Raw genomic sequence first — 18,486 nt, 5'->3', positions numbered from 1 at the left:
GGTGCGCAGGGCAGCAATACCGTTCCTAAATAATGCGTTAGCCTGTGAGACACCCTGCAATTCCAACGGTGTCACATAAGAGCAGTTGCCCAATTCTTTCGCGCTGCCCCATTCTATCGGGAGCGGAAGCGCAAGATTTCCGCGAAAATAAGATGCGCCGGGCGGGCAAGACATTCGCCGGGCGGTGCGGGGGGGATGATGCTGACGATATCCAAGGTCTCAAAGAGTTTCCCGGGGGTGAAAGCCCTGTCTGACGTTCATCTTGAAGTGAAGGCTGGGGAAATCCACGCTTTGGTTGGTGAAAACGGCGCTGGCAAATCGACGCTGACGCGGATTATTGCCGGCGTACACCAACCAGATGAGGGTACAATCGAATTTGATGGCGAGATTGTGCACTGGGCCTCGCCTGCCGTTGCAAAGGCGGCGGGCATCCACGTCATTTATCAGGAGTTCGTCCTGTTTCCGAATCTGACCGTTGCGGAGAATATATTCCTCGGCCATGAGCGGCGCGGTTTCCTGAACGGCATCGACCACGCAAGGACACGCCAGGATGCGACAGACCTTCTGGACCGGCTTGGTGTCTCCATCGACCCGGAAGCTTTGGTTTCAGAACTCAGTGTGGCCGACCAGCAGATGGTCGAGATCGCCAAGGCGTTGGTGCACAAGGTCAAGCTTTTGATCCTCGATGAGCCGACCGCCGTGATCGCAGGCCACGAGGTGGAGCTGTTGTTCGGCCGCCTGCGGGCGCTGCGCGATGACGGGGTGGCGATCATCTATATCTCTCACCGCCTGGAAGAGATCTTCGAACTGTGTGACCGGGTCACCGTCTTTAAGGACGGTCAGTTCGTAGCAACCGAAGCGGTTGCCGACATGACGCATGACACGCTAGTCTCGCTTATGGTGGGCCGCGACATGAGCGAGTTGTTCCCGCCGAAAGCGGTACCAGGCCTGCGTCCGGTTGTGCTGTCGGCCACTGAAGTCTCCGTTAAAGGCCGCGTTCATAAGGCCAGCATCGAACTGCGCGCCGGGGAAATCACCGCCCTGTCCGGCATGGTCGGCGCGGGTCGCACGGAACTGGCGTTGGCGCTGTTTGGTGGGCTGCCGATGACCTCGGGCCAAATCCAGATTGGCGGCGAGACGTTTCGCAAGATGACGCCCTCGCTTGCCATCGAAAAGGGCATTGGCCTCTTGACTGAGGACCGCAAAGGCCAGGGTCTGGCGATGCTGACCGATGTGGCGACCAACATCAGCGCCTCTGACCTGGGCAGCGTCAGTCAATCGGGCTGGCTGAACCAGGGCAAGGAACGCGAGATTGCGGAGGCGGAGATTGCCACCTACCGCATCGCCTGTCGGGGGTCGCAGGGCGCCGTGCTGACCATGTCGGGCGGCAATCAGCAGAAGGTGCTTGTCGCTCGCTGGGCCCGCACATCGAAGAAGGTGATCATCATGGACGAACCCACACGGGGCGTCGATGTAGGGGCCAAGGCCGAGATTTACCGGATCATGCGTGAACTGGCGGCCAAGGGCCTCGCCGTTCTGATGATCAGCTCGGAAATGCCCGAGGTCATCGGCCTCGCTGACCGTGTCTTCGTGATGCGCGAAGGAGTCATCACCGGAGAACTTGGCGCTGACGAGATTCAAGAGCAGCGGATCATCCAGCTGGCCACCCAGAAACGCGTCGCCTGAGGGACCCATCATGAGCACCGTTGCCTCAACCTTCACCTTTCTTACCAAGCGCCGTGGCGGGCTTCTGACCGTGATCGGTATGATCCTGATCCTTGCCATCTTCGGGATGATCATGTCGGACAAGTTCGGCACAGTCTCGAACGCCCTCAATATTCTAGAGCAATCTACACCTCTGGCCATCGTCAGCCTTGGCCAGACGCTGGTCATCATCACCGGAGGGATCGATCTTTCGGTCGGGTCGATGGTCAGCCTAGCCTCCGTGCTGCTGTCGGGAATCTCGGCGGGCGATACCACGATGATGTATGTTGCGCTGGCCACGATTGCGGCGGCGGGCATTTCTGTCGGCTTAGTCAATGCAGGCGCATCGATCTATCTTGGTGTTCACCCGTTGATCGTGACCTTGGGCACCGGGGCGATCCTGCAGGGGCTGACTCTGCTGTACACTCAGACGCCGATCGGCAAGATGCCCAAGGGGTTTGACGAGCTGTCCTATGGCCGTGTCCTTGGTCTGCCTCTCGGCGCCGTCTTCACCATCGCCGCCTTCCTGCTGACCGCGCTTTTCATGCGCAAGGTGCCGCTGGGCCGCTACATCTACGCCACTGGCGACGATGCTGTCGGAGCGCAACTGATGGGCCTGCCGCGCCGCAAGGTGCTGTTCGTGGCCTATGCCTTCTGCGGACTGATGGCGGCGGTGGCCTCGATCTTCCTCGTGGCCCGGCTAGGCTCGGGGCAGCCTTACACGGGGCAAAACTACACCCTGACCTCGATAACACCGGTCGTCGTTGGCGGCACGCTGCTGAGTGGCGGCAGGGGAGGCGTCATCGGCACGCTGATGGGGGTCTACCTCGTGTCGCTTCTCAACAACCTGCTGAATTTCATTGGGCTTTCAACGCATTACCAACTGATCGTGCAAGGCCTCATCGTGATCGTCGCGGTCTCCGTCTACGTCGAAAACAAGAAGAGGGTGTGATGTCGCAATCCGCACAAATGCAGCCGAACCGCGTGTGGAACGTTGCCCGCAGCTATGGCATCCAACTGGTGCTTGCCGGTCTGATCGTGGTGACGGCGATCCTGTCGCCGGCCTTTCTGACGGCCAACAACATCTCCAACATGCTCTTGCAGGCGGCCCCCCTGGGAATCGTGGTAATCGGCCAGGTGCTGGTGATCCTGGTGCGGGGACTGGATCTGTCGGTGGCTTCGGTCATGGCGACGGCAGCGGTGGTGGCGACGACCTTCAGCGGGCAGGACAGTGACGCCTTGCCGGTCTTTCTGGTGGCGATGGCGATTGGGTTGGCGACCGGGCTGCTGAACGGCCTCTTGATCACCAAGCGCAATGTCTCGCCCTTCCTTGCCACGCTGGCGACCATGACGCTGCTGCAAGGGATGCGCTTTGCCTATACCCAAGGCGCACCCTCGGGCAATGTGCCGCCGATCTACCGGGTTCTGGGATCACAGACCTTCTACGGCGTGCCCTACAATCTGATGATCCTGCTGGTGCTGGCCACGGTCTTTTCAGTGCTGCTGCAGCGGACGACCTATGGGCGCCGGGTCTACCTGACCGGGGGCAATCCCACGATGGCGCGGCTGGTGGGCATCCATTCGGACCGCATCACGATTGCCAGCTATGTCATCTCGGGCGGGCTCGCCGCCTTGGCTGGGCTGATCTACTCGGGCTTCGTCGGCATCGTCGACAATTGGGTGGGGCGCGGGTTTGAACTCGACTCCATCGTGGCAGCGGTGATGGGCGGGGTCGCCCTGTCTGGCGGGCGCGGGTCGATCATCGGGGGGCTGTTCGGGGCCGCCATTCTGGTCGTCGTCTTCAACGCCGTCCTGATGATCGGGTTCCCGATCGAGTTCCAAATCATCATCAAGGGCATCGTCATCATCGTCGCCGCCGCCTTCTACGTGCGCAAGACGATCTGACAGGTCCCGCAAGCCTTGCGAGAGAGGGGACTCTCGTGACCGCTTGGGGCGGTTTGCCGCCCCAAGGGAGGAAACCCCACGCGGTTCGCCGCGCCACTAGGGAAGCTTTCACGTGCTCAACAAGCCCTTCGCCGCACCCGTTGCGAGGGCGAAAACGGTCCAGGGAGGACATTACATGCTCAAGAAGGTTCTGAATTTTGCACTCGCCGCAGGTCTGGCGGCCTCGTCGGCCACGGCGCTTTTCGCGGATGATGCGGCCAAGACCGGCTACGCCGGCGCGCCGCGCACCATGATGTGGAGCACTGGTCTTGCGACCATCATGGACACGACCAAGTACAAGAAGGATGGTCCCTACACCATCGGCTTCTCGAACGCGTCGATCTCCAACAGCTGGCGTGTTGGGATGCTCGCCTCGATCCAGCAGGCGGCTCATGATAATGCCGACCAGATCAAGCAACTGATCATCACCGATGCCAATGACGATCCTGCCAAGCAAGTCTCTGACGTGCAGGACCTGATCTCACGCGGGGTTGACCTGTTGATCGTCTCTGCTGCGACCGCTGAAGCTTTGGACGGTATCGTGACGCGCGCCTATGAGGCTGGAATCCCGGTCGTGCTGGTGGACCGCCGCATCACCTCAGAAAACTTCACCACCTTCATCACCGCCTCTGACATGGTCTATGGCCACATGTCCGCGCAGTGGCTTGTGGAAAAGCTCGGCGGCAAGGGCAACATTGTCATGCTGCCAGGTATGGCGGGCGTGTCGGTGGCCGTGAACCGCATCGCCGCAGCGCAGGAAGTCTTCGCCAACTATCCCGACATCCACGTGCTGGACATGCAATACACCGACTGGAGCCCCGCCAAGGGCAAGCAGGTCATGGCGGCCCTGATCCAGAAATACGGCGACAAGATCAACGCCGTCTGGAATGACCACGGGCTGCAAGGCTCTGGCGCCATCGAGGCCATGGTGGAAGCCGGCTGGAAGACCCTGCCGCCGATCACCTGCGCCGACTTGAACGGCTGCGTGAAGGGCGCCGTCGAGAACCATGAACCGGCCTTCAACTATGACTACCCGCCGGCGATGGGCGGCGTAGCGCTGAAGGTTGGGCTCGACATCCTGCACGGCCTGCCCGTGCCGCACCAGTACGAGATGAGCGTTGATGTCGCAATCACCAAGGGCGATGAGACGACCTCGGTCAAGGCTGACAAGTGGGTGGAAGACTACGCCCGTCTGGACAAGCCGAACGACCTGATCTTGTCGACAGGGATCAAGGACTACGATCCCACTACGTTCTCGGTCGAATACCCGCACTAAACGCCCTGCGCTGCGGCCTTTGCTGGCCGCAGCGTTTTATCCGACCGTCACGCCGCCGCAGACGAACAGCGTCTGACCGGTGACGAAACCCGACCGGTCATCGCAAAAGAAGCTGACTGCATTGGCAACATCCTCGGGCGTGCCCATGCGCTGAACGGGGATGGAAGCCATGAGGGCGCGCGTATACTGCGCCTCGGGCGGGTTGTTCTGCCAGAAGACGCTGGTGGCAATCGGCCCCGGAGCCACGCAGTTCACCGTGATCTGATCCTTCGCCAACTCCAGCGCCCAGGTCCGCGCCAACGCCTGCAACGCGCCCTTCGAGGCGCTGTACAAGCTGCGCGCCTCTTTGCCCAAGGTGACGCGGCTGGTGTTCATTGCGATCCGACCTCTGCCAAGCCGACGCATGACCGGCACCAATGCCTTGGCCGAGATCAGGGCGGTGCGGGTGTTGAGATTCAGAACTGTTTCAAAGTCGTCCAGCCGGACATCGTCGGACAGGGCAGGGCGCACGATGCCGACGTTGTTGACCAGAACGGTGACCGGATGCCTGGCGGCAATCTCGGCAAAGACCTCCTCGGCGGCCCTTCGGTCGGAAAGGTCCACCCGGATGGCATCGGCCTGCAGGGAGGGGTCCTCGGGCACCTGGATATCCAGAGCGATCACCCGAAAGCCATCGTCCAGCAGCCGCCGACCAATCGCCTGCCCGATATTCCGCGCGCCTCCGGTGACCACGGCCCACATCCGATCCATCCTCAGCCTCCCGCCAATGCTTGCCATGGGACAGGGTCTGGGCCGCTGCGCCGGCATGTCGCAACTGTCAATTCTGAGACAGGCGGCGAGACAGCCCTGATGCATCTGGGCCAATAGCCACTGCTTAAGTTATTGAGAATGCTACCCCCAACCGGCGGCGCTTTTGCCATCCGCCGCAAGACACCGGACCGGGGAGGGCCGTCTTCATGTCGGCACAGAACTTGACCAGCACGCCCAGCAAAGTCGCCCTCCGCGCCCATCTCTTCGCGCAGATCCCTGCGCCCATCCTTTGGCTGAACGGCAAACGGTCCTCCGTCTCGCTCCAGCCAATCCTCTGACACCGGCGCGAAACGGAGCCAGACATCACCGCCCCATAGGGGGCAAACCAAACCAGGGAGGTTACTATGGAAATCGGACTCTTCCACATGCCACTGCACCCGGCTGACAAGCCGTTGGTCGACGTTCTTGCGGAAAACACGGAAAAGATCATCTACGCCGACCAGCTCGGCTTCTCGGAAACCTGGATCGGCGAGCACTACTCTGCTTCGACAGAGCCGATCACCGCACCTATGATGTTTATGGCCTCGCTGATCAACCAGACCAAGAACATCCGCTTCGGCACGGGCGTGATCTGCCTGCCCAACCACCATCCGGCACAGATCGCAGGCCAGGCTGCCCTGTTCGACCACATGACCAAGGGCCGCTTCAACATGGGGATCGGGCCGGGTGGCCTTGCCTCCGACATGGAGCTGTTTGATGTGCTGGACGGGTCCGTCCGCGCCGAGAAGTTCGCTGAGTCCATCTCCATGATCAAGAAGATCTGGGCTCAGGACCCGCCCTATGACATCAAGGGCAAGCACTGGCACATCAAGCTGACGGACAACATCATCCCGAAGCTGGGCGTCGGCTACATGGCCAAACCCTATACCAAGCCGCATCCCCCGATCTCGTTGTCGTCGATGTCGCCGGATGGCAACTCGGTCGCGCATGCCGTGAAGATGGGCTGGAAGCCGATCACCGCGAACTTCGCGCCGGAAAGCACCGTGATCAACCATTGGGGCAAGTATGTTGAAGGCTGTGAGGCCGTTGGCAAGAAGCCCGATGGCAAGGATTGGTCGGTCGCCCGCAACATCCTGATCGCTGACAGCGATGCGCAGGCCGAAGACTGGTTGCTCGATCCGGCAGGTTCCGACTTCTACTACTTCGACTACCTGTGGGAAGTGCTGAAGGTGGCGAACTACACCGCCGTGATCAAGCCGATCCCGACGATGGACGACAAGGACGTGACGGTGGAATCGATCGTCAAGGCCTCGGTCATCTACGGGTCGCGCAAGACCGTGATCGACAAGATCATGTCCCTGCGGGAACGTTCGGGCCCGTGGAATACCCTGCTGAAGGCCGCCATGGATGGCTCGGGCAAGAACCGTGAGCGCGAGCGTCTGACGATGCGTCGTCTGGCTGAAGACGTTCTGCCGGTCATCAACGCGGGCTGATGCTCATCGGGCGCGGGGGGAAACCCTCGCGCCCGTCTTCTTGAAGGAACCTTAGCATGACCCAGTTCCCCGCCGGCAGCCTTGCCGGAACCGTCGTTCTTGACGCCTCGCGCGTTCTCGCCGGGCCTTTCGCAGGCCAGCTCTTGGGCGACCACGGGGCCGAGGTCATCAAGGTCGAAAGTTTTGACGGCGACGACACGCGCGGCTATGGCCCGCCCTTCGTCAATGGCACCGCCCCTTATTTCATGGGCTTGAACCGCAACAAACAAGACCTGGGATTGGACCTTTCAGGCTCCGAAGGCATCGCCCTTCTGTTCGAACTGCTGGGTCAGGTCGATGTCTTCATCGAGAATTTCAAACTGAGCACCTGGAAGAAGTGGGGGGTCGATGATCTGTCCGACCTGACCCGCCGCTTCCCGCGTCTGGTACATTGCCGCGTCTCGGGCTTTGGCGAAACGGGTGAGTTCGGCGGGTTGCCGGGCTATGACGCGGCGCTGCAAGCCATGTCGGGGCTGATGGCGGTCAACGGCCCTCCTGACATCGACGCCTGCCGCATCGGCATCCCCATCGTGGACACCTGTACGGGCATGTATGGCTGCATGGGCATCCTATTGGCGCTGTTGGAGCGGAACCGTTCAGGGAAAGGCCAGCAGGTTGAGGTCACGCTGTATGACACTGCGATTGCCATGCTGCACCCCCATGTCTCCAACGTGCTAAACGGCGGCAAGGCAATCCGCACTGGCAACGGCCACCCCAACATCGTGCCTTACGACCTGTTCCCCACCGGCACCGTGCCCTTGTTCCTCGCCATCGGCAACGACCGCCAGTTCCGCACCCTGTGCACCGAACTTGGCGTCCCCGCCCTTGGCACGGACCCCCTGTATCTTACCAACCGCGACCGCGTGGTCAACCGTGAGACGCTGCGCGCGGCCCTGTTGCCGCCCTTGGCCGCGTTGGACGGCATGCCTTTGTTCCAACGCCTCATGGCCCTCGGTGTCCCCTGCGCGCCGGTCCTGACCGTCGAGGAGGCGCTGGCGCTGGACCACACCACCACGCGTCAAATGGTGGCCGAACTTGACGGCTACAAAGGACCCGGCATCGCGGTAAAGCTGGGCCGCACGCCCGGCTCGGTCCGCTTGGCCCCACCCGCCATCGGGGCCCACAGCCGGGAAATCCTGAACCGCTTTGGCCTTGACGCCTCCCGCATCGCGGCCCTGACTGAAGCCCGCATCGTCAAGTGACTGCAAACTGTCTCATTTGAAACTCGGTGAGACAGGCTCCAGTCTCAGGATACACATAGCCCCGCCGCCAAATCGCGCTTACTAACAGGATTGGACCTGAGGATCGGGGCCAACCCGCTCTGGAGAATGATCATGCTCAGCCTTGCGCAGCCCTGCCAAGCCGGCGATCCGGAGTTTTCGGAGAACTTGCGCACGGCCTTGCGCGGCACGCCGGTCAATGTCTCGATCCTGACAACGCGCGACCGGGCCGGGGTCAACCACGGGCTGGCCGTGACGACGGCGGTGCCGTTTTCCACCTATCGCCCAGCGATGATCGTGGCGGTTAAGCACTCGGCCTCGGCCTATCCCGCGATCTGCGACAGCAACTACTTTTGCCTCAACCAGATCGCGGCGGACGACATCGACCTTCTGGACCGCTTCAGCCGCAGCGACCTGCGCTCACAGCGGTTTGCCTCCGGAAGTTGGTCCACCGGGCCGCACGAGCTGCCCTATTTGGATAGCGCGACGGCCTGCTTTTTTTGTGATGTACAGGGTGCTCATGCCCATGAAGATCAAACGGTCTTCATCGGCAGGATTGTTGGCATAAGGCAAAGCCACGATGGCAACGACCATCGTGAGCCACTGATCTGGATAAACGGACAGGCTGCAAGGCTTGCGGGAAGGGAATATGCGTAGGCTTCACCATTTGTGAAGCCGCACATCAACTGTCTTGGGAGGGGCGCGATGTGGGAGACAGAAGCTTTGGGAGCAAACGGGTTTAGTGACCCGCTGTCCGGCGAGATTGAAAACATCCTCCGCTCGCGCGGGGTGTCAGAAGCGCGCCTGCCAGATCTGGTGGAACAGTCCTGGAAGCGCTGCCTGACGGATTACAACCTGCTGCCCGATGCTGTGCCACGGGCCGCGGTCCTTAGCCATTCCGAAATCCAGGCTCTGATGCAAGAACGCGAAGAGTTCCTACGCATCGCCGAACCAGAGGTAGAGCGGCTGTTCCGTCAGTTGGTGGACAGCGAATATCTGGTGTCTCTCGCCTCGTCCCAAGGCGCCATGATGTTGTTCCGCTGCGATTATCAATATCTGGGCGATCTGGCGGGGTCCGGGGTGATCCCCGGCTCTGTCTGGACGGAAGACCAGCAGGGGACCAATGGCGTCGGCACTTGCTTGCGCGTCGGCAAACCCGTCATCATCGCCGGGGCCGAGCATTACGGCGCCGCGACCCAGCGCCTGACCTGCCTGACTGCCCCCGTTCTTGGCCGCAACGGCATCATTGAAAGCGTAATCAACGTCACCACCGCCCGGCAAGCCGATGCCCGCGTCAACCGCATGGTGCAGAAGATCGTCGAACGCTCGGCCCGGCGGATCGAGAACGGCCATTTCGGACGTCTCAACCGCCGCAACATGATGCTGCGCATCCTTGACCATGGCGAGATTGCCGACATCGCCGAAGAGGGCCGTCTGGCGCTGGACGAGAATGGCCGCATTGTCGACGGCTCGTCTTTCGCCGGGCGGCTTCTGGGGCAGACGGTCGGGCAACTGGTCGGCAAATCGGCCGAGGACCTGTTCGAGATGGATCAGGCCTTGTCCGACATCCGCCCCGATGCGCCTCTGACCCTCAACTACCGCGGCCGCACCCTGCAAGCGGTGCTGAGCCTGCCCGAAACCCGCGCCCGCACGCCGCGCAGCCTGGTTGCGGCCCGGCCATCCGAACCCATGCTGCGCACGGTAAACCTCGCCGAAGAGGCCTTGCGCATCAACCCGATCTTGAGCCAAGCGATGGATCGGGCGCGGCGGCTTCTGTCGGCCGGCTTGCCACTAGTCGTCACCGGAGAATCCGGCTCAGGCAAGACCGCCTTCGCCAAAGCCGTAGCCCGCTGCGTCTTTGGCGATGACAGCGAGATCGTCTTTATCGACTGCGCCTCCTTGGAAGCGCAGGTTGACTTGGGTGCCCTGTTGCAGCGCAGGCTCTCGGGTCAGCGGTCCTGCCTTCTGATCGACCGAATTGATGAGATGGACGAGACGCGCCAGACCGCCCTCTTGGCGCTTCTGGAGAATGACCGGCAGGCAGGGGCCAATGGCATCGGCGTCATCGTGATTTCGACTCGCGACCTTGATCAGCTGGTGCGCGACAACAAGATGCGGGTGGACCTGATGCACCGGCTTAAGGGCGGTCAGGTTGCGCTGGCACCCCTCCGCGCAGCGCCAGATCTCGAGGCCACCATCCTCGACCTATTCCGCATCGAGCGCGATGCTTTGGGGCGGCCCGAAGTTGAACTGGACCAAGACTCACGATTGGTCCTGACGCATTACCACTGGCCCGGCAACCTGCGCGAACTGCGAAACACGCTGCGCCATGCCGTCGCCTTGGCAGATGGCAAGACCATCGGGATGGAGCATCTGCCCGATGACATCGTGGACGAAATCGCCCGCAAGGACCTGACCGCCCGCTCGCAATCCGAGGCATCGAAGATCGAGGCCGCGCTGCGCTACAACAGCGGCAATGTCTCGTTGACCGCACGCTATCTGGGGGTGTCGCGAGCGACGCTGTACCGCAAGATCCAGATCCAGAAGGCCCGCGGCGAGGCTTGAAGGGTGGGCCCGAAGCGCATGCACCGGGCCCCTTTCATTCAGCCCAGTGAGAAGCCACCATCGACCGCCAGCGCCTGACCCGTCACATGGGATGCGCAAGCAAGGTAAACCACCATCTGCCCCATATCGGCGGGCGTCTGGGCCACGCCCTGCGGCAGGAAGATTTTCTGGTGCCGCTCCCACGAGGCTTCTTCGCTCTCGCCCGGAGCTGCCCATTTGCCCGACAGGCCGGTCTCACCGCGCCACATGCCGGTGCCCACGATTCCGGGGCAAAGCGCGTTCACGGTGATGCCCTCGGTCGCCACTTCTTTGGCCACGGCATTGGTGAAGCCGATGACACCGAACTTGGTGGCCGAGTAGTGCGACAGCGCCGGGAAGCCAACCTTGCCCGCGATGGACGAGGTGTTGATGATGCGGCCAAACTGCTGTTTGCGCATCACCGCGACCTCGGCCTTGGTAGACAGGAACACGCCCCGCAGATTGACGGCCATGCAGTCGTCCCACATCTCCTCGGTCAATTCGCCAATGCCGCCAAGGCTGACGATACCCGCGTTGTTCATGGCAATATCCAGACGGCCGAACTGCTTGACCACGCTCTCGACCATGGCGTTTACGCTGTCGCCCTTGCGCACATCGACCAGAACGGCCGAACTGCGACGGCCAAGCTTGCTGATCTCATGCGCCCCGGCTTCGGCCAGCTCTTTGGTGTAATCGGCGATCACCACATCGGCCCCGGCCTCAGCCAGGCTGGTGGCGATCCCAAGACCGATCCCACGACCACCCCCGGTGACCAACGCGATCCGGCCTTCAAGCGAAAACTGCGACATATTTTCCTCCGTTGAGTGCCCCCTTCGGGGCGTTGAATCCCGTCCCCTGCAAGGACGGTCAGACCATCGCCGAGACCAGCATCGGCGTCGTGTAAGCCTCCAGCCCCTCGATGCCGCCTTCCGACCCAAAGCCGCTGTCCAGAATGCCGCCAAACGGCGTTTCCGGCAGACCCATCGAGAAGTGGTTGATCCCCAGCATCCCCGACCGCACCGTCCGGGTGATCTTGGCTTGTGTGTGGGAGTTGGTGGTGAAGGCGAAAGACGCCAGCCCGACGGGCATCCGGTTCGCTTCCGCCAAAGCGTCGTCGATGGACGCGACTCGGGCCACCAAAGCCAAAGGCCCGAAGGGTTCGTCATTCATCGCCAACAGACCCGAATGGGCATCGGCAATCACCGTCGGCGCATGAAAGTTGCCAACATTGCCAATGGCATCACCACCCGCCGTCACCCGTGCCCCCTTAGCCCGAGCATCAGCCACCATAGCCGAGATGACGTTGCGCTGGTTGCGGGTGCACAATGGCCCCATCCCGACACCATCCTCCAGCCCATGCCCAACCTTGATGCGAGAAGCGGCTTGCGACAGGCCATCAACGAACTGATCATAGACTGCATCCTCGACAAGGAAGCGGGTCGGAGACACGCAAACCTGCCCGGAATTGCGGAACTTCCACTGCGCCGCCAGCGGGATCAGCTTGGTCATATCCGCATCGCGCGCAACGATCACCGGGGCATGGCCGCCCAGTTCCATCGTCACTTTCTTGAGATACTCCCCCGCCATCGCCGCCACGATCCGGCCCACCCGGGTCGATCCGGTCAAACTGACCTTGCGGATTTCCGGCGCTTTGATTAGCCCTTCCGAGATCAGCGAGGAACTGCCCCAGATCACGCTGATCGCCTTCGCAGGCAGACCCGCCTCGATGAGACACATGGCGATGTGCCAGGTGGTGACGGGCGTCGCCTCCGACGGCTTGGCGACCACCGAACAGCCCGCCGCCAGTGCTGGGGCGATCTTCTGCATCATGCCCCAAGCCGGGAAGTTCCACGGTGCCAGCGCTGCCACCGGGCCGACCGGCTTCCTCAGCACCCGCAAATCCGCCTCAGCCACCCGGCCCGGAATGACGCGGCCATAGGTCCGGCGACCTTCCTCGGCGTACCAGTCCAGAAGGTCCGCCGCCCCGCCCCATTCCAGCCGGGACTGCGCAATCGGCTTGCCCTGTTCTAACGTCAGATGACGCGCCGCATCCTCGACCCTGGCCCGCATCAGATCGGCGGCCCGACGCAGGATCTTCGAGCGTTCGTAGGGCGAAAACGCCGACCATTCGCCGTAACCTTGCAGGGCTATTCCCGCAACCTCTGCGACCTCGGCCAAGCCTGCCTTCGGCAGAACCGCCAGCACTTCGTCGGTGGCGGGGTCAGTCAGCTCCAGCGTGCCCGCGCTGCCTTGGTGGCGCTGCACGCCGCCGATGATCAAGCCTGCTTCAGGAAACATCATAGCCTCTTTCTTTTGGGTCATTTCACAAGGCCGATCTTGGCCCGGTCGGTGGTCAATGCGACGGCGATCAGGATTGTGATGCCAAAGGCCACGTCCTGGCTTTCCGGCGGCAGGCCCGAGATTGTGACGCCCACCCGGATCAGAATGGCGATCAGCCCGCCGATCAGGCTGGACATGACGCCGCCCACCCCGCCTGAAATCGCCGTGCCGCCGACAATCACGCCAACCAGCGAGGGCAGCAGCAGGCTGCCCGCCACGGTGGCGCTGGCGAACATGGTCTGCGAGATCATCATGACCCCGCCCAATGCCGCACAACCTGCCGAGGCCGCGAAAGCGAAACTCCGCACCCAGTCGCGACGGACGCCAGAGATATAGACAGCAATCTCATTCGCCCCGAAGGCATAGATGTTGCGGCCAAGGTTGGTGAACCTCAGCATGGCCGCAAACAGGCCCGCCACGATCAGCACCAGGACGAAAGAGTTCGACATGCCCGCCGTCTTGCCACCCAGCAAATCATAGACGCCGATCCCCGGCTGAATGCCGACCATTGCCGCACCGGTCAGGTACATCGCCACGCCCTTGAAGATACCAAGGGCCCCCAAAGAGATCACGAACGAAGGCACCTGAAGTCGCCCGATCAAATAGCCCTGAACCCCGCCAATCACCGAAGCCCCTGCCACCACGACAACGACACTGGCTGATCCTAAGGCGGGCGACAGCAAGGCGGCCACCACAGCGGCCAACGAGGCCATCGCGGCAATCGACAGGTCCAGACAGCCCAACAGGATCGGCAGAGTTGCCCCCACGATCATCACCAGCATCGGCGCATTGTCCTTCAGCAGCGAGTTGATCGCCTGCCAGCGCAGGATGCCCGGTGCCGCCGTCGACACCGCCGCGAGGATCACGAGAAGCACGATCAGCGCCCCGTTACGCCGGATGAACTGTGTCACAGTCTCTTTCATCGCTGCCCCCTAAACCATTGCCTTGACGAGTTCTTCTTCCGAAGGTGGTGCCGCCTGCACGCCCTCAATCCGGGCACTGACGCGGCCGTCTTTCATGACGATGATGCTGTCAGCCATGTTGAGAACCTCGTCCAAGGTGTCGGCCACAAGCAGGATCGCAAGCCCTTGGTCCGCCAGTTCGCGGATCACGGCGAACAGGTCAGACCGCGCTCCGGGGTCCAGCCCCCGCGTTGGATGGTCCAGCATCAAGACCTTAAGTGTCTTGCCGAACAGCCATTTCGACAGCACGACCTTCTGCTGATTGCCGCCCGACAGGTTATCTATCCTGTGGCCAATTGACGGCGTCTTGATCGCCAGCTTCTTGACCCAACCCTCGATCAGCCCGCGCTCCTTGGCGCGGGAAATCATCCCGCCCCCGCGCCCATGCTGCCAGCCATAGGTGATCGCCACGTTCTCGGACACCGAGGTATTGCGGATCATGCCTTCGGTCTTGCGCTCTGCCGGAAGGTAGCCGATGCCCTTGTGAACGGCCTCGGCCGGGCTATCGATCGTCAGGGGCGCGCCGAAATACTCGATGTTTCCGGTCCACTCGTCCGCCATGCCGAAGACGGTGCGGAGGATAGTTTCTGCGCCCGAACCTTGCACGCCGATCAAGCCAAGGATTTCCCCCGGCGCGAGGGTCAGGCTGATGTCCTCAATCTCACCCGGCACCGTCACGTTCTTCAACGTCAGCGCCGCTTGCGCGCCCAGATGCGCCTCACGCGGTTTGCGGTCCTTGCGGTTGACGCGCTGCTTGCCGACCATCAGCTCATAAAGCTCGTCGGGGTTGACGTGGTCCTTGTCGCGGGTGGCGACATTGCGCCCGTCGCTCATCACATAAACGCGGTCCGAGATGGTCAGGATCTCGTCCATCCGGTGCGAGACAAACACCACCGACGACCGGTGCTTGATCCGTCGGATCTGACCGAACAGGGCCTCGATCTCCGGCGGGTTCAGCACCGCGGTGGGTTCGTCAAACAGAATGACGAGGTGCCCATGGACCAGTTCTTCCAAGGACAGAACCTTGGCCAGTTCCACCATCTGCCGTTGCCCGAAGGACAGGTCAGCAACGGGCGTAAACGGGTCAATGTCCAGTTCCACCTTCGCAAGCTGATGCTTGGCCCGGTCACGCAGGTCATTCCAGCGGTAGACTCCGGCCCGGGTCGATGTTGCGGGCTTGTCCAGAAACAGGTTCTCGGCCACCGTCAGCGACTTGATCAGCGACTGCTCTTGATGGACCAGACCAATCCCCGCCGCCGCCGCAACCAGCGGAGAGCGCAATTGCACAACCTTGCCCCCCACCTTGATGATCCCGCTGTCAGGCTGATGCAGCCCCGCCATGACCTTCATGATGGTCGATTTGCCAGAGCCGTTCTGCCCGATCAGGCCCAGAACCTCGCCCTCGACCAGCTCCAGGCTCACGCGGTCCAGTGCCGTGACCTCGCCAAAGCGCTTGGAGATGCCTTCTAACGAAAATGCAGCCGTCATTTGATGACCCTGATCTTGCGCCGCAGATGCCAAGTCGATCCGGCCACGGCCACGATGATGACGGCGCCTTCCAGCGCCGATTGAAGCAAGGGATCGACGCCGATCTGGATCAGACCGTTGCGCAGCGTGATCAGGATCAGAACCCCAATCATCGACTGACGCACCCCGCCATGACCGCCCGACAACAGCGTGCCCCCCAGAACGCAGGCCGCGATGGAGGGGAACAGCAGCCCCACGCCGGATTGCGTGTTGCCCACCCCGATCCGTGCAGCCAAAAGGATGCCCGCCAGCGCATAACAGCCCCCAGCCAGAGCAAAGGCCGCAACCTTGTGGCGGATGATCTTGATGCCGGACATGACCAGCACCGGCTCGTTCTCGCCAATTGCCCGGCTCATCCGGCCAAACCTTGTGTGTTTTTCAACCAGAACCGCGACTAGGATCAGGGCGAGCGTCAGGTAGACGATCCAGCTCAGCCCGAATTGCTTGTCGATGGAAAGCGAGGTGATCCGCGTCTCCAGAATCTGCGGCAGGCGACCGGGATATAGCAGCGCCGCACAGCCCACCGTCGTCAGCCACATGCCCAGCGTAACGATCAGCGACGGCATGCGAATGTAGATCGAAATCAGCGCGCTGATCGCTCCGATCCCCAACCCAACACCGATCACCAGCGGGATGGCCCAGAGGCCAATATCCGTCGCAGTCACCGAATTGGCTACTGTGATCGCCAAAAGCACATTGGCCAGCGAGGCGATACCCTCCACGGACAGGTCAATAGAAGCCTGCAACAGCACGAAGGTCAACCCAACCGCCACGATGGCCGGAATGGCTGCAGCCTCCAGCACTGCGGCTAAATTGGGCAACGAGGCGAAGTTGTCGGTGAAGACCGAAAACAGCAGGACCAAGACCAACAAGGCCAGCAGGGGTCCAAGGGATTGAAGTCGTTTTGACATCGGGGATGTCCGCCTTATCTTGTGCTGCAATCTGATGAAGACGAGCTCCCCCATGAAGGGAGAGCCCTTGGGTGCGCAGGGTCAGGCCCTGCGAACTGTCTCAGTTCACGCCGTTCGGGATCTGGCCCGCCGACTTGGCCCAGATGTCGGCCTTGATGGCCTCGTAGGTGTAGTCCTTCGGGTCGGGCTTGCGGGCCAAGAACTCGGCCGCGTTGTCCTTCGTGATCAGGATTTGCTGCACGAAGAAGTCACGCTGGGCTTGGCTCAGGTCGGCCAGCTTGATGTCACCCACGCGCACGCCGTAAGCGAGTGCGGCGGCAATCGCACCCTGATATTCGTTCAGGCCCGACATGGTCGACAGGATCTCGCCGGTTTCGATCAGCTTGACCACGTCGCTGGAACCGTCGGTCCCGGTGACGAAGACTTTGCCAGCCAGACCCGCTTCACGCAGAGCGGCCAAGGCACCTAGGGCCATCGCGTCGTTCTGACCGACAACGCCCTTGATCCGGTCACCGTATTTGGTCAGCCAGGTGCGCATGATGTCCTGCGCCGGACCTTGCTGCCAGCTCGCGACCTGCTGGTCCAAAATGGTCATGCCGGGGCATTCCTTGATGGCCTTCTCCAGACCCATCGTGCGCTGTTTGGCCGGAGCATTGTCCAGAACGCCTTGCAGAACAACGATCTCGCCCGTGCCGCCAAGCGCCTTGCAGAGCGCCATTCCGTTTTGGTAGCCGGCATCCACACCGTCGAACGAGATGTTGGCGACCCAGGCGTCCGGAGCGGTATCCCAGGGGTGGATTTCTTCGGCCCGGTTCCACAGCGTGGTGATGAAGCCGCCGGCATCCGCGATCTTCTCGACGAAGGTCTTGGTGAACGCGGGCGAGTCCGGGAACCACGTGAAGATGCAGCCTTCACAGCCCGCCGCCGTGATGGCGCCGATGTTCTGCAAGGACTTCTGCGGATCGAAGTCGTTGCCGATCACTTCGACCTTGCCGCCGACGGATTCCATGACTTGGGTCGCGCCCCAGATCATCTGCGTCCAGTATTCGGCGCTTGTGTTGCCGACGCCCAGATAGAGCTTCTTGGACGTGTCGTCCTGTGCAAAGACCGCCGTCGAAGCGGTTGCCACGAACGCCGCAGCCATGCCGAGCGTGGACAGTTTGTTCAAAATCATTCTTGTTCCTCCCTGAAGTGATGGGTCCGCCAAAGCCCCTTGCGACCACCCTTGTTCGCAAAGTTGGTGAGAGACCGCGCCGCACGGACGAAAGGGTGCCAGTTGCGCCGGGCCGGTTTGCCGCGAGGAACGCTGCATTTGACCGTCAACGATGCCGCACTGACAGGTTCCTCCCTCCGCCTTTTCGGCTCTCCCGGGTTGGATGCTGGGCGAACACCCAATCTTTGACCACTGACCCATGAGCGGCAGGCCCTGTATCACCCGCTGTCTCAGACGCGACAGTGGGCGCGACGGATGCCGGGTCAGCGCGTCTCAGGCCTCCTGTCTCAGATGGACAGTTGCTCACGCCGGGTCTTTGCGCGACGCCTCTGGAAGTTGAAAACGGCGGAGATTTGCGCGATGAAGGTGCTCGTACCTGTCAAACGTGTGATCGACTACAACGTGAAGGTTCGCGTGAAGGCGGACGGGTCCGGTGTCGATCTGGCGAACGTGAAGATGTCGATGAACCCCTTCGACGAGATCGCCGTCGAGGAAGCTATCCGCTTGAAAGAAAAGGGGATTGC

The 18,486-nt window shown here is 61.9% G+C and carries 15 protein-coding genes and 1 pseudogene; 9 read left to right on the top strand and 7 right to left on the bottom strand.

The genetic code is table 11. The features are described from left to right. Nucleotides 1–198 precede the first annotated feature (198 nt). The 4 genes from AC1Y2B_RS19465 (at nucleotide 199) to AC1Y2B_RS19450 (ending at nucleotide 4,924) form a co-directional block, all read left to right on the top strand. Nucleotides 199–1,686, top strand: coding sequence for a sugar ABC transporter ATP-binding protein (locus AC1Y2B_RS19465; RefSeq protein WP_482254784.1), 1,488 nt, complete (start codon nucleotides 199–201; stop codon nucleotides 1,684–1,686). A 10-nt stretch (nucleotides 1,687–1,696) separates the two neighbouring features. Continuing rightward, nucleotides 1,697–2,656, top strand: a complete 960-nt coding sequence (locus tag AC1Y2B_RS19460) for an ABC transporter permease (RefSeq protein ID WP_482254783.1) — start codon at nucleotides 1,697–1,699, stop codon at nucleotides 2,654–2,656. After that, nucleotides 2,656–3,609 carry an ABC transporter permease gene (locus tag AC1Y2B_RS19455; protein WP_482254782.1) on the top strand — a complete coding sequence of 318 codons (954 nt, stop codon included), beginning with the start codon at nucleotides 2,656–2,658 and terminating at the stop codon, nucleotides 3,607–3,609. The genes AC1Y2B_RS19460 and AC1Y2B_RS19455 overlap by 1 nt, the downstream gene beginning before the upstream one ends. Nucleotides 3,610–3,784: 175 nt before the next feature. After that, nucleotides 3,785–4,924, top strand: a complete 1,140-nt coding sequence (locus tag AC1Y2B_RS19450; protein ID WP_482254781.1) for a substrate-binding domain-containing protein — start codon at nucleotides 3,785–3,787, stop codon at nucleotides 4,922–4,924. 36 nt (nucleotides 4,925–4,960) lie between these two features. Here the strand turns inward: AC1Y2B_RS19450 and AC1Y2B_RS19445 are convergent, their stop codons facing one another. Then, on the bottom strand, nucleotides 4,961–5,674 hold the full coding sequence (locus AC1Y2B_RS19445; protein WP_482254780.1) for an SDR family NAD(P)-dependent oxidoreductase: 714 nt from the start codon (nucleotides 5,672–5,674) through the stop codon (nucleotides 4,961–4,963). 404 nt (nucleotides 5,675–6,078) lie between these two features. Between AC1Y2B_RS19445 and AC1Y2B_RS19440 the strand changes: the two genes are divergently transcribed. The 4 genes from AC1Y2B_RS19440 to AC1Y2B_RS19425 all read left to right on the top strand — a co-directional run bounded on the left by AC1Y2B_RS19440 (nucleotide 6,079) and on the right by AC1Y2B_RS19425 (nucleotide 10,991). Continuing rightward, nucleotides 6,079–7,167 carry an LLM class flavin-dependent oxidoreductase gene (locus AC1Y2B_RS19440; RefSeq protein WP_482254779.1) on the top strand — a complete coding sequence of 363 codons (1,089 nt, stop codon included), beginning with the start codon at nucleotides 6,079–6,081 and terminating at the stop codon, nucleotides 7,165–7,167. Nucleotides 7,168–7,223: 56 nt separating this feature from the next. After that, nucleotides 7,224–8,408: a CaiB/BaiF CoA transferase family protein gene (locus AC1Y2B_RS19435; RefSeq protein ID WP_482254778.1), complete on the top strand. Its 1,185-nt coding sequence runs from the start codon at nucleotides 7,224–7,226 to the stop codon at nucleotides 8,406–8,408. 132 nt (nucleotides 8,409–8,540) lie between these two features. Continuing rightward, nucleotides 8,541–9,083 carry a flavin reductase family protein gene (locus AC1Y2B_RS19430; RefSeq protein WP_482254777.1) on the top strand — a complete coding sequence of 181 codons (543 nt, stop codon included), beginning with the start codon at nucleotides 8,541–8,543 and terminating at the stop codon, nucleotides 9,081–9,083. Between the two features lie 48 nt (nucleotides 9,084–9,131). After that, nucleotides 9,132–10,991: a sigma-54-dependent Fis family transcriptional regulator gene (locus tag AC1Y2B_RS19425; RefSeq protein ID WP_482254776.1), complete on the top strand. Its 1,860-nt coding sequence runs from the start codon at nucleotides 9,132–9,134 to the stop codon at nucleotides 10,989–10,991. Between the two features lie 38 nt (nucleotides 10,992–11,029). On the opposite strand, the gene AC1Y2B_RS19420 is transcribed toward AC1Y2B_RS19425, so the two are convergent. From AC1Y2B_RS19420 to AC1Y2B_RS19395, 6 genes are all read right to left on the bottom strand, one after another. Then, entirely contained in the window at nucleotides 11,030–11,818 is a 789-nt protein-coding gene (locus AC1Y2B_RS19420) for an SDR family NAD(P)-dependent oxidoreductase (protein ID WP_482254775.1), read from the bottom strand. Between the two features lie 58 nt (nucleotides 11,819–11,876). Further along, nucleotides 11,877–13,310 (bottom strand): NAD-dependent succinate-semialdehyde dehydrogenase, encoded by a 1,434-nt coding sequence (locus AC1Y2B_RS19415; RefSeq protein WP_482254774.1) that lies wholly within the window; start codon nucleotides 13,308–13,310, stop codon nucleotides 11,877–11,879. Nucleotides 13,311–13,327: 17 nt separating this feature from the next. After that, on the bottom strand, nucleotides 13,328–14,272 hold the full coding sequence (locus tag AC1Y2B_RS19410; RefSeq protein WP_482254773.1) for an ABC transporter permease: 945 nt from the start codon (nucleotides 14,270–14,272) through the stop codon (nucleotides 13,328–13,330). A 9-nt stretch (nucleotides 14,273–14,281) separates the two neighbouring features. After that, entirely contained in the window at nucleotides 14,282–15,799 is a 1,518-nt protein-coding gene (locus tag AC1Y2B_RS19405; RefSeq protein WP_482254772.1) for a sugar ABC transporter ATP-binding protein, read from the bottom strand. After that, nucleotides 15,796–16,749, bottom strand: a complete 954-nt coding sequence (locus tag AC1Y2B_RS19400) for an ABC transporter permease (RefSeq protein ID WP_482254771.1) — start codon at nucleotides 16,747–16,749, stop codon at nucleotides 15,796–15,798. The genes AC1Y2B_RS19405 and AC1Y2B_RS19400 overlap by 4 nt, the downstream gene beginning before the upstream one ends. A 100-nt stretch (nucleotides 16,750–16,849) precedes the next feature. Continuing rightward, nucleotides 16,850–17,923: a sugar ABC transporter substrate-binding protein gene (locus AC1Y2B_RS19395; RefSeq protein WP_482254770.1), complete on the bottom strand. Its 1,074-nt coding sequence runs from the start codon at nucleotides 17,921–17,923 to the stop codon at nucleotides 16,850–16,852. Nucleotides 17,924–18,322: 399 nt separating this feature from the next. Between AC1Y2B_RS19395 and AC1Y2B_RS19390 the strand changes: the two are divergent. Continuing rightward, nucleotides 18,323–18,486: pseudogene (locus tag AC1Y2B_RS19390) on the top strand (electron transfer flavoprotein subunit beta/FixA family protein); the annotation flags it as partial.

It is taken from the genome of Stagnihabitans sp. (assembly GCF_964946895.1).
This window is presented reverse-complemented; position numbering and strand designations above follow the sequence as displayed.

Excerpts from the sequence above, each read along its gene's own strand:
- AC1Y2B_RS19460 (WP_482254783.1), top strand. The coding sequence starts at position 1,697 with ATGAGCACCGTTGCCTCAACCTTCACCTTTCTTACCAAGCGCCGTGGC.
- AC1Y2B_RS19430 (WP_482254777.1), top strand. The coding sequence starts at position 8,541 with ATGCTCAGCCTTGCGCAGCCCTGCCAAGCCGGCGATCCGGAGTTTTCG.
- AC1Y2B_RS19420 (WP_482254775.1), bottom strand. The coding sequence starts at position 11,818 with ATGTCGCAGTTTTCGCTTGAAGGCCGGATCGCGTTGGTCACCGGGGGT.
- AC1Y2B_RS19455 (WP_482254782.1), top strand. The coding sequence starts at position 2,656 with ATGTCGCAATCCGCACAAATGCAGCCGAACCGCGTGTGGAACGTTGCC.
- AC1Y2B_RS19415 (WP_482254774.1), bottom strand. The coding sequence starts at position 13,310 with ATGATGTTTCCTGAAGCAGGCTTGATCATCGGCGGCGTGCAGCGCCAC.
- AC1Y2B_RS19445 (WP_482254780.1), bottom strand. The coding sequence starts at position 5,674 with ATGGATCGGATGTGGGCCGTGGTCACCGGAGGCGCGCGGAATATCGGG.
- AC1Y2B_RS19405 (WP_482254772.1), bottom strand. The coding sequence starts at position 15,799 with ATGACGGCTGCATTTTCGTTAGAAGGCATCTCCAAGCGCTTTGGCGAG.
- AC1Y2B_RS19395 (WP_482254770.1), bottom strand. The coding sequence starts at position 17,923 with ATGATTTTGAACAAACTGTCCACGCTCGGCATGGCTGCGGCGTTCGTG.
- AC1Y2B_RS19400 (WP_482254771.1), bottom strand. The coding sequence starts at position 16,749 with ATGTCAAAACGACTTCAATCCCTTGGACCCCTGCTGGCCTTGTTGGTC.
- AC1Y2B_RS19425 (WP_482254776.1), top strand. The coding sequence starts at position 9,132 with ATGTGGGAGACAGAAGCTTTGGGAGCAAACGGGTTTAGTGACCCGCTG.
- AC1Y2B_RS19440 (WP_482254779.1), top strand. The coding sequence starts at position 6,079 with ATGGAAATCGGACTCTTCCACATGCCACTGCACCCGGCTGACAAGCCG.
- AC1Y2B_RS19435 (WP_482254778.1), top strand. The coding sequence starts at position 7,224 with ATGACCCAGTTCCCCGCCGGCAGCCTTGCCGGAACCGTCGTTCTTGAC.
- AC1Y2B_RS19410 (WP_482254773.1), bottom strand. The coding sequence starts at position 14,272 with ATGAAAGAGACTGTGACACAGTTCATCCGGCGTAACGGGGCGCTGATC.
- AC1Y2B_RS19450 (WP_482254781.1), top strand. The coding sequence starts at position 3,785 with ATGCTCAAGAAGGTTCTGAATTTTGCACTCGCCGCAGGTCTGGCGGCC.
- AC1Y2B_RS19465 (WP_482254784.1), top strand. The coding sequence starts at position 199 with ATGCTGACGATATCCAAGGTCTCAAAGAGTTTCCCGGGGGTGAAAGCC.